The organism is Streptomyces novaecaesareae, from assembly GCF_000716875.1.
Lineage (GTDB): Bacteria > Actinomycetota > Actinomycetes > Streptomycetales > Streptomycetaceae > Kitasatospora > Kitasatospora novaecaesareae.
The window spans coordinates 34,985-51,673 of record NZ_JNWQ01000034.1 but is presented as its reverse complement, the minus strand read 5'-3'; the positions used below and the strand labels follow the sequence as shown (position 1 = coordinate 51,673).

Genomic DNA, 16,689 nt, shown 5'->3' with positions numbered 1-16,689 from the left:
TTCGGGCCGGGGCCGGCCGAGGGTGTCGCGGACACTGCTCGCGGGCGGCCCCGGAACTGGTCAACCCTTCGACACCGTAGCCGAGTTGAAGGTGACGTCGGCCATCGGGTGGCCGTCCGGGGAGCCCTCCAGGGTGCCCGCGGCGGCGATCTTCTGCACCACGTCCAGACCGCCGGTGATCTTGCCGAAGGGGGTGTACTTCGGCGGCAGCTGGGTGTCCTTGTAGACCAGGAAGAACTGGCTGCCGTTGGTGCCCGGGCCGGAGTTGGCCATCGCCACGGTGCCCGCCGGGTAGGTCGCGCCGGTCAGGTTCTCGTCCGCGAACTTGTAGCCGGGGCCGCCCGTCCCGCCGGGGACGGTCGCGCTGGCGGTCGGATCGCCGCACTGCAGCACGAAGATGCCGTCGGTGGTGAGGCGGTGGCACTTGGTGTGGTCGAAGTACTTCTCGCCGGCCAGGAAGGCGAAGGAGTTCACCGTGTGCGGGGCCTTGGCCGCGTCCAGCGCGATCGTCACCTTGCCGCAGTTGGTGTCCAGCGCCATCGTGTACGAGCCGCTCGGGTCGACCGACATGGCCGGTTCGGCCTGCCACTGCTTGCCGTTGGGCGCGCCCGGCGCCGGGTCGGTGCAGCCCTCCACCGGCTTGCGGGTCGGCGTCGTCGGCTCGCCGGCCTTGGTCGGCGCGGCCTTCGGAGAGTCGGCCGCCGAGGCGGACTTGCCCTTGTCGTCCGAGCTGAACGCGCCGGTGGCGAACAGCGTTCCGCCGCCGGCCAGGACCACGACGGCGAGCGAGGCGCCCAGGATCGTGTTGCGGCGCTTGCGCGCGGCCATCGCCTCGGCGCGACGTTCCATCTGGCGCTCGTACTTCTCGCGGGCGAGCTGCCGCCGCCGCTGTTCGCTACTGACCACCGGCCGTGTCTCCTACGGATGTGCGGGAAAAGTGGATGGATTCCGGAGCGGATCATCGCATCCCTCGGCGGCCAAGTGTAGGGACCGGGCCCGTAAGAACACGGTGAACCTGACAACGGACCCGTCGGACGGTCGCGCCCGGCCCGCCATCTGGTTCGCAACCGGGACCGGACCGCCGGTAGGCTGCCCCTGAATAACGGATTCGCAGCATCACTCCTGGTGGTTCTCGCAAACCGACCGCCGCACACCCGAAGGACGCGCGTGTTCATCGCCGGATTCCCCGCTGGAGCCTGGGGCACCAACTGCTACCTGGTCGCTCCGGCGGCGGGCGAGGAGTGCGTCATCGTCGATCCCGGCCACCAAGCGGCCCGCGGCGTCGAGGAAATGGTGCGCGAGCACCGGCTGAAGCCCGTCGCCGTGCTGCTCACGCACGGCCACATCGACCACGTGGCCTCGGTGGTCCCGGTCTGCGGCGCCCGCGGCGTCCCGGCCTGGATCCACCCCGAGGACCGGTACATGATGTCCGACCCGGAGAAGGCGCTCGGCCGCTCCCTGGGCACCCAGCTGATGGGCGAGATCACCGTCGGCGAGCCCGACGACGTGCGCGAACTCACCGACCGCAGCGTGCTGGAGCTGGCCGGCCTGCAGCTCACCGTGGACCACGCCCCGGGCCATACCAAGGGGTCGGTGACCTTCCGGACGCCCGGTGCCGAGGACCTCCCCCCGGTGCTGTTCTCGGGCGACCTGCTGTTCGCCGGCTCCATCGGGCGTACCGACCTCCCGGGCGGGGACAGCGAGGCGATCATGACGTCGCTGGCCCGGGTGTGCCTGCCCCTCGACGACACCACCGTGGTCCTCTCCGGCCACGGCGGACAGACCACCATCGGCCGTGAGCGCGCCACCAACCCCTACCTCCGACAGGCAGCGGGGGCGGTCGGCGCCCCGGCTTTCCCGCGACGAGGAATGTGACGGATAGAGAAGTTGAGCACCTTCACCGCCCCCAAGGGCACCTACGACCTGCTGCCCCCCAGCTCCGCGACCTTCCTGGCGATCCGCGAGCGCATCGCCGCGCCCGCCCGGCGGGCCGGCTACGGCTACGTCGAGACCCCGGTCTTCGAGGACGTGAAGCTGTTCTCCCGCGGCGTCGGCGAGTCCACCGACATCGTGACCAAGGAGATGTACACCCTCACCACCAAGGGCGGCGACGAGCTCGCGCTGCGCCCGGAGGGCACCGCCTCGGTCCTGCGCGCCGCGCTCCAGGCCAACCTGCACAAGCAGGGCAACCTGCCGGTCAAGCTCTGGTACTCCGGCTCGTACTACCGCTACGAGCGCGCCCAGAAGGGCCGTTACCGCCAGTTCTCCCAGGTCGGAGCCGAGGCGATCGGCGCCGAGGACCCGGCGCTGGACGCCGAGCTGATCATCCTGGCCGACGACGCCTTCCGCTCGCTGGGCCTGAGCAACTACAGCCTGCTGCTCAACAGCCTCGGCGACAAGCAGTGCCGCCCGGTCTACCGCGCCGCGCTGATCGAGTTCCTCTCCGGCCTCGACCTGGACGAGGACACCCGCCGCCGCGCCGAGATCAACCCGCTGCGTGTCCTCGACGACAAGCGCGAGGCGGTGCAGGCCCAGCTGACCGACGCGCCGATGCTGCGCGACTTCCTCTGCGAGGACTGCAAGGCGTACGACGAGAAGGTCCGCGAGTTGCTCACCGCGGCCGGCGTGGCCTTCGTCGACGACCCGAAGCTGGTCCGCGGCCTGGACTACTACACCCGCACCACCTTCGAGTTCGTGCACAACGGCCTCGGCGCGCAGTCCGCGATCGGCGGCGGCGGCCGCTACGACGGCCTGTCCGAGATGATCGGCGGCCCGGCGCTGCCGTCCGTCGGCTGGGCCCTCGGGGTGGACCGCACCTTCCTCGCCCTGGAGGCCGAGGGCGTCACCCTCGACCTGCCGCCCGCCACCGCCGTGTACGCGGTCGCGCTCGGCGAGGAGGCCAAGAACGTCCTGTTCGCCAAGGTGATCGAGCTGCGCCGGGCCGGCGTGGCCACCGACCTCGCCTTCGGCGTCAAGAGCATCAAGAACGCCATGAAGTCCGCCGACCGGTCCGGCGCCCGCTTCGCCCTGATCGCCGGGGACCGGGACCTCGCCGAGGGCGTCGTCCAGCTCAAGGACATGAGCACCGGCGAGCAGTCCCCCGTCGCCCTCGACGCACTCGTCACCACCCTGAAGGAGAAGCAGCTGTGATCCGCACGCACGACGCGGGCACGCTCCGCCCGGAGCACGCAGGCACCACCGTCACCCTGGCCGGCTGGGTCGCCCGCCGCCGCGACCACGGCGGCGTGGCCTTCATCGACCTGCGCGACGCCTCCGGCACCGTGCAGATCGTGGTCCGCGACCTGGACTCGGTGCACGGCCTGCGCGCCGAGTACTGCGTCAAGGTCGTCGGCGACGTCCGGGTCCGCCCCGAGGGCAACGAGAACCCGGACATCCCGACCGGCGCCGTCGAGGTCGTGGTCAGCGCGATCGAGGTGCTCTCCGAGGCCGCCCCGCTGCCCTTCCCCGTCGCCGAGTACGAGCCGGGCACCGTCAACGAGGAGGTCCGGCTGCGCTACCGCTACCTGGACCTGCGCCGCGAGGGCCCGGCCAAGGGCCTGCGGCTGCGCTCGAAGGTCAACAACATCATCCGCCGGGTGATGGAGGAGAACGACTTCCTCGACATCGAGACCCCGTACCTCACCCGCTCCACCCCCGAGGGCGCCCGCGACTTCCTCGTCCCGGTCCGCCTGCAGCCCGGCCACTGGTACGCGCTGCCGCAGTCGCCCCAGCTGTTCAAGCAGCTGCTGATGGTGGCCGGCATGGAGCGCTACTACCAGATCGCCCGCTGCTTCCGCGACGAGGACTTCCGCGCCGACCGCCAGCCGGAGTTCACCCAGCTGGACATCGAGGCCTCCTTCGTCGACCAGGAGGACATCCTGGCCCTCGGCGAGAAGATCATCGGCGCCGTCTGGCGCGAGGTGCACGGCTACGAGGTCCCCAACCCGCTGCCGCGGATGACCTACGCGGACGCCATGGGCCGCTACGGCTCCGACAAGCCGGACGTCCGCTTCGGCCAGGAACTCACCGACCTCACCGAGTACTTCAAGGGCACCGAGTTCCGCGTCTTCCAGGCCCCGTACGTCGGCGCCGTGGTCATGCCCGGCGGCGCCTCGCAGCCGCGCAAGCAGCTGGACGCCTGGCAGGACTGGGCCAAGGCGCGCGGCGCCAAGGGCCTGGCCTACGTGCTGATCGACGCCGAGACCGGCGAGCTGCGCGGCCCGGTCGCCAAGAACCTCTCCGAGGAGCACCTGGCCGGCCTGGCCGCCGCCGCGGGCGCCAAGAACGGCGACGCGGTCTTCTTCGCCGCCGGCAAGGAGCGCGCCTCGCAGGAGCTGCTCGGCGCCGCCCGTCTGGAGATCGGCCGCCGCTGCGGCCTGATCGACGAGTCGACGTGGGCCTTCCTCTGGGTCGTCGACTTCCCGATGTTCGAGCCGATCGAGGACGACAAGGGCGCGTTCCAGGGCTGGCACGCGGTGCACCACCCGTTCACCGCCCCGACCCGGGAGTCGCTGGACACCTTCGACACCGACCCGGGCGCGGCGCTGTCCAACGCGTACGACCTGGTCCTCAACGGCTCGGAGCTGGGCGGCGGTTCGATCCGTATCCACCAGCGCGACGTGCAGAAGCGGGCGTTCGACGCGATCGGCCTCTCCGAGGAGGAGGCGGCCTCGCAGTTCGGCTTCCTGCTGGACGCCTTCAACTACGGCCCGCCGCCGCACGGCGGTGTCGCCTTCGGCCTGGACCGGATCGTCACCCTGCTCGGCGGGTACGACACCATCCGCGACGTCATCGCCTTCCCGAAGACGTCCACCGGCGGCGACCCGCTGACCGGGGCCCCGACCCCGATCACCCCGGCGCAGCGCCGCGAGGCCGGCGTGGACGCCCAGCCCAAGGTCCGCGAGGACGCCAAGTCCGAGGCACAGCCCAAGGCCTGACTTCGCGTCATCCGCTAGCCTGCAACGGCCCCGGACGGTCCACCCACCGTCCGGGGCCGGTCCACAACGGTGTGAGACACAGGGAGGGTGACTCATGCAGGTCACTACGAGAATCGAATGTCCGCAGGACGCCCCGGCGACCAGACGCGTCCACATGGCCGCGTTCCCCGGCCCGGACGAGGCGGACCTGGTGGACGCGCTGCGCCGCGATCCGGCCTGGCTGCCCGGGCTCTCGCTGGTCGCCGTCGACGAGACCGGGCTGGTGGTCGGGCACGCGCTGCTGACCCGGCTGCGGGTCGGGGACGGCGAGGCGCTGGCGCTCGCGCCGGTCGCCGTGGCGCCCGAGTGGCAGCGCAGGGGCGTCGGCGAACTCGTCGTCCGGGCCGCGCTGTCGGAGGCCGAGGGGGCGGGCGAGAAGCTCGTGGTCGTCCTCGGCGACCCGGAGTACTACGCACGGTTCGGCTTCACGCCGGCCGGGCGGCACGAGGTCCTCGGCCCGTTCGAGGTGCCGGAGGCCTACTTCCAGGCGCTGCCGCTGGCGGCGTACGACGGCGACCCGCGCGGGCTCTGCCGCTACCCCGAGCCCTTCGTCGTCGCGGTCTAGCCACCGCTTCCCCTGTCCCATTCGGTCCGGCCTGCGGACTCGCCGTGCTGCGCCTACGGTGAGTGTGCATCAGCACCAGCCGGACGGAGGGTCAGAGGGTGGCCGGGAAGCAGCGCACCGCGAAGCCGGAGCGACTGGCGAGGAAGCCGTACGAGCGGGAGCTGCTGCGGCTGCAGCAGGAGCTGGTGAAGCTCCAGGAGTGGGTGCGGGTCGAGGGCGCCCGGCTGGTGGTGGTCTTCGAGGGGCGTGACGCCGCGGGCAAGGGCGGAGCGATCAAGCGGGTGACGGAGTACCTGAACCCGCGCATCGCCCGGGTCGCGGCGCTGCCCACACCGACCGAGCGGCAGAAGGCCCAGTGGTACTTCCAGCGGTACGTCGAGCACCTGCCGGCGGCCGGGGAGATCGTGCTGTTCGACCGCAGCTGGTACAACCGCGCCGGGGTCGAGCGGGTGATGGGCTTCTGCACCGACGAGGAGTACTGGCAGTTCCTGCACCAGTGCCCGACCTTCGAGCGGATGCTGATCGAGGCCGGCATCCTGCTGCGCAAGTACTGGTTCTCGGTGAGCGACACCGAGCAGGAACGCCGCTTCCGGGACCGCCTGGAGGACCCGATGAAGCGCTGGAAGCTCTCCCCGATGGACGTCGAGTCGATCGCCCACTGGGAGGACTACTCGCGGGCCAAGGACGAGATGTTCTTCCACACCGACGTCCCGGACTCGCCCTGGAACGTGGTGGAGAGCGACGACAAGCGCCGGGCGCGGATCAACATGATCGCCCACCTGCTCTCCACCGTGCCGTACCACGAGATCAGGGCGCCGCAGATCGAGCTGCCGCCCCGCCCGGCCCCGCGCGGCTACCAGCGGCCCCCGCGCGACCTGCAGAAGTACGTTCCGGACCACGCTGCCAGACTGGAGTAGACGGGGCTCACCGGGCGCTGCTACCGAGACCGGCCCCGCGTGGCGCCCGGGCGTCCACAGGAGGCGCGCTCATGTTCGTTCGTACGGTGTACGCCACCGGCAACCCGGACCGGATCGACCGGACCCTCGACGGCTTCGCCACCGAGGCCGTCGACCTGCTCTCCGGCCAGCCCGGCTACCGCGGCTTCGGCCTGTTCGCGGACCGGACCGTCGGCAAGATCACGATGGGCTCGTGGTGGGAGTCCGCCGAGGCCGAGCGCGCCAGTGACGCGGCCCTGGGCGAGCGCCGCCGCGCGCTGCTGGCGCCGCTGGCCGGCACGGTGACCACCGACGTCTGGGAGGCCGTGGCGACGGCTCCGCCCGGTGTGGCCGGACCCGGCGCGAGGTTCCGGTTGTCGAAGTCCGACGTCGACCCGGCCAAGGTGGACACGGCTGCCGAGCTCTTCAGCGGCCAGGTGCTGCCGGTGCTGGCGAAGCAGGCCGGCTTCGTGACCGGCGCGATGCTGGCCGACCGCGCGACCGGCCGGCTGTCCGTGGGCGCGATCTACGCGGACCAGGCGAGCTTCGACGCCGCGCGGGGGCCGACGGCCGACTCCCGGGCGCGGGCGCTGACCGCGCTGGGCGGCACCCTGCGGTCGCTGGAGGAGTTCGAGGTCGTCCTGCTGGACCGCCGTGCCACGCAGGGCTAGGGCCGCCGGGCCGCGCAGGGACAGGAGTGTCGGAGGCCTCGCATAGGCTTCCGGTGTGGACGAACCGGACCTCTTCACCGCCGCCGCCGAGGAACGCCAGGCCAAGGAGCCCGGGCGGGCGCCCCTGGCCGTACGGATGCGCCCGCGCACCCTGGACGAGGTGGCCGGGCAGCGGCAGCTGCTGAAGCCCGGCTCGCCGCTGCGGCGGCTGGTCGCGGGCTCGCGCGGCCCGGCCGCGACCAGCTCGGTGATCCTCTGGGGGCCGCCCGGCACCGGCAAGACCACCCTGGCGCACGTGATCAGCCAGGCTGTCGAGGGGCGCTTCGTCGAGCTGTCCGCGATCACCGCCGGGGTCAAGGAGGTCCGGGCGGTGATCGACGGTGCCCGGCGGGCGGTCGGGATGTCGGGCCGGGAGACAGTGCTCTTCCTGGACGAGATCCACCGCTTCTCCAAGGCCCAGCAGGACTCGCTGCTGCCGGCCGTGGAGAACCGCTGGGTCACCCTGATCGCGGCGACCACCGAGAACCCGTACTTCTCGGTGATCTCCCCGCTGCTGTCCCGTTCGCTGCTGCTCACTCTGGAGTCGCTGACCGACGACGACATCCGGGCGCTGCTGCGCCGGGCGGTCGCCGACGAGCGCGGCCTGGGGGGCGCGCTGGAGCTGACCGAGGAGGCCGAGGACCACCTGGTGCGCCTCGCCGGCGGGGACGCCCGGCGGGCGCTCACCACGCTGGAGGCGGCAGCCGGGGCGGCGCTGGAGAAGGGTGAGCCGGGCATCACGCTGGCCACCACCGAGACGGCCGTCAACCAGGCGGCGGTGCGCTACGACAAGGACGGCGACCAGCACTACGACGTGGCCAGCGCCCTGATCAAGTCGATCCGCGGCAGCGACGTGGACGCCACCCTGCACTACCTGGCCCGGATGATCGAGGCGGGCGAGGACCCGCGGTTCATCGCCCGCCGGCTGATGATCTCGGCCAGCGAGGACGTCGGCCTGGCGGACCCGACGGCGCTGCAGACCGCGGTCGCGGCCGCGCAGGCGGTGGCGCTGATCGGCTTCCCGGAGGCGCGGATCATCCTCTCCCAGGCGGCGATCGCGCTCGCCCTCGCGCCCAAGTCCAACGCGGCCTACCTGGCCATCGACGCGGCCCTGGCGGACGTCCGGCAGGGCCTGGCGGGCGCGGTGCCGGCGCACCTGCGGGACGCGCACTACGGCGGCGCGGGCAAGCTCGGCCACGGCAAGGGCTACCAGTACCCGCACGACCTGCCGGAGGGCATCGCCACCCAGCAGTACGCGCCGGACACGGTGCACGGCAGGGAGTACTACCAGCCGACCAGGCGCGGCGGCGAGGCCCGGTACGCGGACGTCGTGGAGTGGACCCGGGGGCGGCTGCGGGGGGACCGGAAGCCGGAGCGGAAGGCCGGGGGGAAGGCCGACGGGAAGGCCGACGGGAAGGCCGGGAGGCAGCCCGAGGAAAAGGGCGAGTGATCCACCGGTATACTCGATCGGAGTGCCATGTCCCGGGACGGCGGCGGGGGAGACCCCACCGACCGGCCGCACCAGCGGGGCACCGGCCGTAGACCCCCTTCGAGGGGTCCGCACCAGGAGCGTCGCGCACCGTTTCGGTGTCGCGGGCGGCCCAGATTCTGGGCAGGTCCGTGTGACAAGCACTTTCGTGCCCGGCTCCGGAGAGCGGCTGACCGCATCGCCTCGGCGATGGGTTGTCTCCGGGTCGCGAGATGCGACCTCCGTCAACACCTGGTGAAGCCGTATTCGTAAGCAAGGAAGGTTTGGTTCATGGCGAACCAGAAGCGTCCCAAGGTCAAGATCGCGCGTGCGCTCGGCGTGCCGCTGACCCCGAAGTCCGTCAAGTACTTCGAGGCCCGCCCGTACCCGCCCGGCCAGCACGGCCGTGGTCGCAAGCAGAACTCGGACTACAAGGTCCGTCTGCTCGAGAAGCAGCGTCTGCGCGCTCAGTACGACCTGAGCGAGAAGCAGATGGCGCGCGCGTTCGACCGCGCGAAGAAGGCCGAGGGCAAGACCGGTGAGGCGCTCGTCGCCGACCTGGAGACCCGTCTGGACTCCCTGGTTCTGCGTTCGGGCATCGCCCGCACCATCTACCAGGCCCGCCAGATGGTCGTCCACGGCCACATCGAGGTCAACGGTGGCAAGGTCAACAAGCCGTCGTTCCAGATGAAGCCGGGCTACGTGGTGACCGTCCGCGAGCGCAGCAAGGAGAAGGTCCCGTTCCAGGTCGCCCGTGAGGGTGGCTACGCGGGCGAGGGCCAGACCCCGAAGTACCTCGAGGTCAACCTGAAGGCCCTGGCCTTCCGCCTGGACCGTGCGCCGCAGCGCAAGGAGGTCCCGGTGATCTGTGACGAGCAGCTGGTCGTCGAGTACTACTCGCGCTGACCCGCCGCCGTTCCGGCACCTGCGGTACCCAGCGAGCCCCCGTCGCCTTTCGAGGCGGCGGGGGCTCGCCCCTTTTTTCGGTTCCCGCTTACCGGTTCTCGCCGGTCATCGCGGCGGCCAGCCGCAGGTGTGGGCGGGCCTCCTCGGTGCGGCCCTGGCGCTCCAGGGTGCGGCCGAGCATCAGCCGGGCGTAGTCCTCGGCCGGGTCGGCCTCCAGGATCCGCAGCAACTCGGCCTCGGCGCGGCCGAGTTGGGCGGAGTGGTAGTAGCTGCGGGCGAGCAGCAGCCGGACGGAGAGGTTGGCCGGCTCCTCCGTCAGCACGCCTTCGAGCATGCGGGCGGCGTCGGCGTACGCCTTGGAGTCGAAGTAGAACTTCGCCATGCGGTACTCGTCGGCGGCGTTGTGGACGGCCATGGTGCTCCTTCCGGGTGGTTCCTTGCCCCCTCAAGCAATGGACAAGTTTCAACTATTCCTGACCGGCGAGGGCGCCGGAGCGGGCGGCACCGAGCAGGGCCCCGGGCCCGGCTCCGAGCCGTCCGCAGAGCCCCCGCCGCCGAGCGCCCGGGAGACGGCGGCGTCCAGGTCCAGCCGCGTGCCGGCCTCGTAGTACTGCTCGTACTCCTGCTCGGTCAGCCCGGCCCGGGCCCGCTCGGCGCACTCCCGGTGCGTGCCGAAGAAGTTCCGCGAGCCCAGGAAGGGCGTGCCGACCGTGCGCCAGATCCGGTGCGCGGCGCCCTGCAGCACCCGGGCCTCGCACAGGTCGCCCGGCTCGCCCGGGCCGCTCGGCTCGGTCTCCAGCAGGGCCAGCAGGTCGATCCCCAGCACGATGCCCAGCAGGTCGTGGAACAGGTGGTTCAGCCGGACGCACTCCCGGGCCAGCGCGCGGGCCGGCTGGACGGCGCCGTCCAGCCAGTGCGAGTACGCCGTCGTGTACAGCACGTACGCGTACGCCCACTGCTCGCCGTGCTCCTCGCAGAGTTCGCGGGCTTGGCCGAACCAGAGCTCGCCGCTGTCCAGGTCCCCCTGGAACAGGTAGGCCAGGCCCAGCTCCAGCATGGCCATCACCACGTTGCTGTTGAGCTCGCCGATGGTCCGGTAGTGCCACAGCGCCTCCTCGAACAGCTCGGCGGCGCGGTTCGGGTCGTCGCCGATCAGGGCGGCGCAGCCCTGCCGGTGGACGGCGTAGGCGAGGGCGCGGTCGTCGCCGGTGTCCAGGGCCTGGCGGCGGCACTCCTCCAGCGCCGGGCGGGCGGCGCCCAGGTCCCCCTGGAGCGTGGCCATGTAGCCGGTCACCCAGAGCGCCTTGGCGCGGGCCTCGGTGGGTTCGCGGTCCAGGGCGAGCGCGCGGTCCAGCCAGTGCCGGCCCTCGCCGAGGTGGCCGCAGCCGACCCAGTAGAACCAGAGCGTGCCGGCCATCAGCAGGGCGATCTGCTCCTCGCCGGGCTCGGCGAGGCAGAACTCCAGCGCGGCGCGGAGGTTGGTGTGGGCCAGCTCGGTGCGCTCGGCGGTCTCCGCCTGGCGGGGGCCGAACCATTCGACCTCGCCCCAGGTGGCGACGCCCAGGTACCAGTCCCGGTGGCGGCGCAGCAGCCGCGGCTCCTCGCCGGCGGCGCGCAGCCAGTGGCCGCCGTACTCGCGCAGGGTGTCCAGCAGGCGGAAGCGGACGCCGAAGGCGCTGTCCTCGCGCAGGACCACCGACTTGGCGACCAGTTCGTCCAGCAGGTCGAGCACGTCCTCGGGCTCGATGCCCTCGCCGGCGCAGACGTACTCGGCGGCCTCCAGGTCGAAGCTGCCGGCGAAGACCGACAGGCGGGCCCAGAGTAAACGTTCCTGCACCGTACAGAGCTCATGACTCCACCCGATCGTCGTCCGCAGCGTCTGGTGCCGCGGCAGGGCCGTGCGGGAGCCTCCGGTGAGCAGCCGGAAGCGGTCGTCCAGCCGGGCGGTGATCTGCTCCACCGACAGCGCGCGCAGCCGCCCGGCGGCCAGCTCCACGGCCAGCGGGATGCCGTCCAGCCGGCGGCAGAGCAGGCCGACCGCCTCCGCGTTGGCCGCCGTCACCTGGAAGGAGGGCAGTACCGCCCGGGCCCGGTCGGCGAACAGCCGCACCGCGTCCGGCAGCTCGCCCGCCGGCAGCCCGCCCGCCGGCGTCGGGCCGTCGGACAGCGGGCGTTCGGACAGCGGGCGTTCGGACGCCGGCCCGACCGGCAGCGGCGCGAGGGTCAGCAGGTGCTCGCCCGAGGCCCGCAGCGCGGTGCGGCTGGTGGTCAGCAGCCGCAGCCGGGGCAGCGCCCGCAGCAGCGCGTCCGCCAGCTCGGCGCACGCTTCCACCAGGTGCTCGCAGCCGTCCAGCACCAGCAGCAGGCGCCGGTCGGCCAGCCGCTCGGTCAGCACGTCCAGCGGCGGACGGGCGGTGCCGTCGGTCAACCGCAGGGCCTCCAGGAGGGCGTGGCCGAGCAGCAGCGGATCCTGCACCGGCGCCACGTCCACCAGCCAGGCGCCGTCCGGGAAGGTACCGCCCGAGCGGGCCGCCGCCCGCAGCGCCAGCCGGCTCTTGCCCACCCCGCCCGGCCCGGTGACCGTCACCAACCGGGCGGCGGCCAGCAGCTCCGCCAGCTCGGCCAGCTCCCGCCGCCGCCCGACGAAGCCGGTCACCTCGGCCGGCAGCCGGCCGGGCTCCGGCTCGCGCGGCCCCGCCGCGGGCTCCCTCGGCTGTGCTGTCCAGTCGCCGGCCAACCGCTGCTCCCCGTGTTCCAGGCCGGACCGCCGAGGCCCGGACGTGCGTCGGGCCGTACGGGCGACGGCCTGCCCGGCAGAACGAGGTGACCGGCCGGTCGGTTACGCGCGCGGTTCGCACACCCGGTCGGATCGCGCGCGCGGAGAACCCGGTCCGGAAACCGGGCGTCGGCGCGATAGGGTTCCGTCTGGAGAACAGTCAGGCGAGGGAGCGCGCAAAGGTGTCCGTGGGAGAGCTGGCGGGATTGCTCGTCGCCGTGTTCTGGGCGGTCCTGGTCACTCTGCTCGCCGTCGTGCTGGTCCGTCTCTCCCGGGTCCTGAAGGAGGCCGCCGTCCTGGTCTCCGCGGTCACCGAGCAGGCCGTGCCGCTGCTGACCGACGCGGGCGCCGCGGTGCGCAGCGCCAACGAGCAGCTGGAGCGGGTGGACGAGATCACCGCCAACGTGCAGGACGCCGCCGCCAACGCCAACGCGCTCTCCTCCACCGTGGCCGCCACCCTGGGCGGACCGCTGGTGAAGGTCGCGGCCTTCAGCTACGGCGTCCGCAAGGCCGTCGCCAAGCAGCAGGGCGGCCTGCCGTCCGTACCCCTGCAGTCCGGCGAGCGCGAGGAGCTGGCCCGGCTGATCCGGGCCGAGGTGCGGGCCGCGAACGCGCCGCGCGGCGGCCTGCTCTCCCGGGTCCGGCGAGCGGTGAGGGGCTGACGGCATGGTGCGACGCATCTTCTGGATGGCGGTCGGCGCCGGCGCCACCGTCTGGGCCATGAACAAGGCCAACGAGGCCGTCCACCGGCTCACCCCGGACAGCCTCTCCGGCACCGCCGCGCGCGGCGCGCTGCACCTGGGGGACCTGGCCAAGCAGTTCGCCCTGGACGTGAAGGCCGGCATGGCCGAGCGCGAGGAACAGCTGAAGGACGACCTCGGTCTGCACGGCACCGCCGTGGTGGAGCCCCGGCAGCGCCTTGTGGCCAGGGGCGAGCCGCAGTACCGAGCTATCTCGGCGGCGCCCGGCAGCCCGGCCGCCGCCCTGCCTCCGTCCAGCGCCCTGCCCAACGGTAGGGGCCGCACCACCCCCCAGACCATTGAAGAAACGCCCCGCCGCGCCCTGCCGCCGCGGGGCGGCACCCCGAACCGGAAGGACCACTAATGGAGTCGGCTGAGATCCGCCGCCGCTGGCTGCGCTTCTTCGAGGAGCGCGGCCACACCGTCGTTCCGTCGGCGTCCCTGGTCGCCGACGACCCCACCCTGCTGCTCGTCAACGCCGGCATGGTGCCGTTCAAGCCCTACTTCCTGGGCGAGGTCAAGCCGCAGTTCTCGCGCGCCACCAGCGTCCAGAAGTGCGTGCGCACCCTGGACATCGAGGAGGTCGGGAAGACCACCCGGCACGGCTCCTTCTTCCAGATGTGCGGCAACTTCTCCTTCGGCGACTACTTCAAGGAAGGAGCCATCAAGTTCGCGTGGGAGCTGCTCACCACTCCCGTCGCGGACGGTGGCTACGGCCTGGAGAAGGAGAAGCTCTGGATCACTGTCTACAAGGACGACGACGAGGCCGAGCAGATCTGGCGTGACGTCATCGGCGTCCCCTCCGAGCGCATCCAGCGCCTCGGCATGAAGGACAACTTCTGGTCGATGGGCGTCCCCGGCCCGTGCGGCCCGTGCTCGGAGATCAACTACGACCGCGGCCCCGCGTACGGCGAGGAGGGCGGCCCGGCCGTCAACGGCGAGCGCTACCTGGAGATCTGGAACCTGGTCTTCATGCAGTACGAGCGCGGCCACGGCGACGGGAAGGACGGCTTCGAGATCCTCGGCGACCTGCCGAGCAAGAACATCGACACCGGCCTCGGCCTGGAGCGCCTCGCCGCCATCCTGCAGGACGTCGACAACCTCTTCGAGATCGACACCAGCCGGATGATCCTCGACCGCGCCGCCGAGCTCACCGGCCACACCTACGGCGCCGACCACAAGTCGGACGTCTCGCTGCGCGTGGTCACCGACCACATCCGCACCGCGCTGATGCTGGTCGGCGACGGCGTCACCCCCGGCAACGAGGGCCGCGGCTACGTGCTGCGCCGCATCCTGCGTCGCGCCATCCGCAACATGCGCCTGCTGGGTGCGACCGGCGTGGTGGCCAAGGAGCTCATCGACATCGCCATCAAGGCGATGGCCCCGCAGTACCCGGAGCTGGAGAGCGACCGCAAGCGCATCGAGACGGTCGTCGTCGGCGAGGAGGCGGCCTTCCTCCAGACCCTGAAGGCCGGCACCAGCCTGCTGGACGCCGCGGTCACCGAGACCAAGCAGGCCGGCGGCGCGGTCCTCTCCGGCGACCAGGCGTTCAAGCTGCACGACACCTACGGCTTCCCGATCGACCTGACCCTGGAGATGGCCGAGGAGCAGGGCCTCCAGGTCGACGAGGCCGGCTTCCGCCGCCTGATGCAGGAGCAGCGGGACCGCGCCAAGGCGGACGCCAAGGCCAAGAAGATGGGCCACGCCGACGTCGCCGCCTACCGCGACGTCGCCGACAAGTCCGGCGCCAGCGTCTTCACCGGCTACACCCTCACCGAGGGCGAGGCCACCGTGGTCGGCCTGCTGGTGGACGGCGTCCCCTCGCCGGCCGCCTCCGAGGGCGACGAGGTCGAGATCATCCTCGACCGCACCCCGTTCTACGCCGAGGGCGGCGGCCAGCTCGCCGACCACGGCCGGATCCGGCTGGAGTCCGGCGCGGTGGTGGAGATCCGCGACGTACAGCAGCCCGTCCCGGGCGTCACCGTGCACTCCGGCGGGGTGCTGTTCGGCGAGGTCGTGCTGGGCGCCTCGGCGTACGCCACGATCGACACCGAGCGCCGCCGGGCGATCGCCCGCGCCCACTCGGCCACCCACCTGACCCACCAGGCGCTGCGCGACGCGCTCGGCCCGACGGCCGCCCAGGCCGGCTCCGAGAACGCCCCCGGCCGCTTCCGCTTCGACTTCGGCTCGCCCGCCGCCGTCCCGGGCAGCGTGCTGGTCGACGTCGAGCAGAAGATCAACGACGTGCTGGGCCGCGAGCTCGACGTCACCGCCGAGGTCATGACGATGGACCAGGCCCGCAAGGCCGGCGCCATCGCGATGTTCGGCGAGAAGTACGGCGACGAGGTCCGGGTCGTCACCATCGGCGACTTCTCCAAGGAGCTGTGCGGTGGCACCCACGTCGGCAACACCGCCCAGCTGGGCCTGGTGAAGCTGCTCGGCGAGTCCTCGATCGGCTCCGGGGTGCGCCGGGTGGAGGCGCTGGTCGGCGTCGACGCGTACAAGTTCCTGGCCCGTGAGCACACCGTGGTCTCCCAGCTCACCGAGCTGGTCAAGGGCCGTCCGGAGGAGCTGCCGGAGAAGATCTCGGGCATGCTCGCCAAGCTCAAGGACGCCGAGAAGGAGATCGAGCGCTTCCGCGCCGAGAAGGTGCTGGCCGCCGCGGCGGGCCTGGCCGACTCGGCCGAGGACGTGCACGGCATCGCCGTGGTCGCCGCGCAGGTCGCCGACGGCGTGGGCGCGGACGAGCTGCGCAAGCTGGTCCTGGACGTGCGCGGCCGGCTCGGCTCGCGCCCGGCCGTGGTCGCCGCCTTCACCGTGGCGAACGACCGCCCGCTGACCGTCATCGCCACCAACGAGGACGCCCGCGGCCGCGGCATCAAGGCCGGCGAGCTGGTCCGGACCGCCGCCAAGACCCTCGGCGGCGGCGGTGGCGGCAAGGACGACGTCGCCCAGGGCGGCGGCTCCAACCCGGCTGCGGTCGGCGAGGCCATCGCCGCGGTGCGCGGCCTGGTCGCGGAGCGCGCCAGCTGATGGAGTCCTGATGGAGTTCGAGGAGAGGCCCTTCCGGCGTGGACGGCGGATCGCCGTCGACGTCGGGGACGCCCGGATCGGGGTCGCGTCCTGCGACCCCGACGGGGTGCTCGCCACGCCCGTGGAGACCGTCCCGGCCGGTGTGAAGTCGCAGGCCAGGATCGCCGCCATCGTCGAGGAGTACGGCGCGATGGAGGTGATCGTCGGGCTGCCCCGCTCGCTGAGCGGCAAGGAGGGCCCGGCGGCGGAGAAGGTCCGGGCGTACGCGGTGCGGCTGGCGAACCGGCTCTACCCGGTGCCGGTGCGGCTGGTGGACGAGCGGATGTCGACCGTCACCGCGACCCACGGGCTGCGTGCCTCGGGGGTCAAGGCGAAGAAGGGCCGCTCGGTGGTCGACCAGGCTGCCGCGGTGGTGATCCTGCAGACCGCCCTTGAGTCCGAACGGGTGAGCGGGCGCCCGCCCGGTGAGAGCGTCGAGGCGGTCGGCTGAGGAGCCTGATCTAACGTCCCGAATCGAGGGGTCCGTGCGGACGCGTCCGCACGGACCCCTCTTCGTTCGTTTCCGAGTCCGTTTTGGATC

General features: G+C 72.3%; 15 protein-coding genes. 12 read left to right on the top strand and 3 right to left on the bottom strand.

Annotated features, from left to right (window positions below):
- Positions 1 to 60: 60 nt before the first annotated feature.
- On the bottom strand, positions 61 to 906 hold the full coding sequence (locus OP86_RS15235; RefSeq protein ID WP_030056239.1) for a peptidylprolyl isomerase: 846 nt from the start codon (positions 904 to 906) through the stop codon (positions 61 to 63).
- A gap of 261 nt (positions 907 to 1,167) precedes the next feature.
- Between OP86_RS15235 and OP86_RS15230 the strand changes: the two genes are divergently transcribed.
- From OP86_RS15230 to rpsD, 8 genes are all read left to right on the top strand, one after another.
- Complete coding sequence (locus OP86_RS15230) at positions 1,168 to 1,875, top strand: MBL fold metallo-hydrolase (protein ID WP_030056238.1); 708 nt, start codon at positions 1,168 to 1,170, stop codon at positions 1,873 to 1,875.
- A 12-nt stretch (positions 1,876 to 1,887) separates the two neighbouring features.
- Entirely contained in the window at positions 1,888 to 3,150 is a 1,263-nt protein-coding gene (gene hisS / locus OP86_RS15225) for a histidine--tRNA ligase (RefSeq protein WP_030258896.1), read from the top strand.
- Positions 3,147 to 4,937, top strand: coding sequence for an aspartate--tRNA ligase (aspS, locus tag OP86_RS15220; RefSeq protein WP_030056235.1), 1,791 nt, complete (start codon positions 3,147 to 3,149; stop codon positions 4,935 to 4,937). The genes hisS and aspS overlap by 4 nt, the downstream gene beginning before the upstream one ends.
- A gap of 94 nt (positions 4,938 to 5,031) precedes the next feature.
- On the top strand, positions 5,032 to 5,541 hold the full coding sequence (locus OP86_RS15215; RefSeq protein ID WP_030056234.1) for a GNAT family N-acetyltransferase: 510 nt from the start codon (positions 5,032 to 5,034) through the stop codon (positions 5,539 to 5,541).
- A 98-nt stretch (positions 5,542 to 5,639) separates the two neighbouring features.
- Positions 5,640 to 6,458 carry a polyphosphate kinase 2 gene (ppk2, locus tag OP86_RS15210; RefSeq protein ID WP_030258899.1) on the top strand — a complete coding sequence of 273 codons (819 nt, stop codon included), beginning with the start codon at positions 5,640 to 5,642 and terminating at the stop codon, positions 6,456 to 6,458.
- A 71-nt stretch (positions 6,459 to 6,529) separates the two neighbouring features.
- On the top strand, positions 6,530 to 7,147 hold the full coding sequence (locus OP86_RS15205; protein WP_030056232.1) for an antibiotic biosynthesis monooxygenase: 618 nt from the start codon (positions 6,530 to 6,532) through the stop codon (positions 7,145 to 7,147).
- Positions 7,148 to 7,202: 55 nt separating this feature from the next.
- Positions 7,203 to 8,636 (top strand): replication-associated recombination protein A, encoded by a 1,434-nt coding sequence (locus tag OP86_RS15200; RefSeq protein WP_167344209.1) that lies wholly within the window; start codon positions 7,203 to 7,205, stop codon positions 8,634 to 8,636.
- 309 nt (positions 8,637 to 8,945) lie between these two features.
- Positions 8,946 to 9,560 carry a 30S ribosomal protein S4 gene (rpsD, locus tag OP86_RS15195; protein ID WP_030056230.1) on the top strand — a complete coding sequence of 205 codons (615 nt, stop codon included), beginning with the start codon at positions 8,946 to 8,948 and terminating at the stop codon, positions 9,558 to 9,560.
- 88 nt (positions 9,561 to 9,648) lie between these two features.
- On the opposite strand, the gene OP86_RS15190 is transcribed toward rpsD, so the two are convergent.
- Both OP86_RS15190 and OP86_RS15185 read right to left on the bottom strand, forming a co-directional pair.
- On the bottom strand, positions 9,649 to 9,975 hold the full coding sequence (locus OP86_RS15190; protein ID WP_030258911.1) for a tetratricopeptide repeat protein: 327 nt from the start codon (positions 9,973 to 9,975) through the stop codon (positions 9,649 to 9,651).
- A gap of 48 nt (positions 9,976 to 10,023) precedes the next feature.
- The gene (locus OP86_RS15185) at positions 10,024 to 12,297 is read right to left on the bottom strand and encodes an ATP-binding protein (protein WP_157849742.1); all 2,274 of its coding nucleotides are present in this window, start codon (positions 12,295 to 12,297) and stop codon (positions 10,024 to 10,026) included.
- Between the two features lie 221 nt (positions 12,298 to 12,518).
- Here OP86_RS15185 and OP86_RS32935 point away from each other — a divergent pair, with 221 nt between their 5' ends.
- Genes OP86_RS32935 through ruvX form a run of 4 tightly spaced genes read left to right on the top strand, consistent with a single transcriptional unit; the run spans position 12,519 to position 16,599 of the window.
- Positions 12,519 to 12,998, top strand: a complete 480-nt coding sequence (locus OP86_RS32935) for a DUF948 domain-containing protein (protein ID WP_063832384.1) — start codon at positions 12,519 to 12,521, stop codon at positions 12,996 to 12,998.
- A 4-nt stretch (positions 12,999 to 13,002) separates the two neighbouring features.
- Positions 13,003 to 13,440 (top strand): DUF6167 family protein, encoded by a 438-nt coding sequence (locus OP86_RS37450; RefSeq protein WP_063832383.1) that lies wholly within the window; start codon positions 13,003 to 13,005, stop codon positions 13,438 to 13,440.
- The gene (alaS, locus tag OP86_RS15170; RefSeq protein WP_030056223.1) at positions 13,440 to 16,109 is read left to right on the top strand and encodes an alanine--tRNA ligase; all 2,670 of its coding nucleotides are present in this window, start codon (positions 13,440 to 13,442) and stop codon (positions 16,107 to 16,109) included. Before OP86_RS37450 ends, alaS begins: the two co-directional genes overlap by 1 nt.
- 10 nt (positions 16,110 to 16,119) lie before the next feature.
- Positions 16,120 to 16,599, top strand: coding sequence for a Holliday junction resolvase RuvX (gene ruvX, locus OP86_RS15165; protein WP_030056222.1), 480 nt, complete (start codon positions 16,120 to 16,122; stop codon positions 16,597 to 16,599).
- Positions 16,600 to 16,689 lie beyond the last annotated feature (90 nt).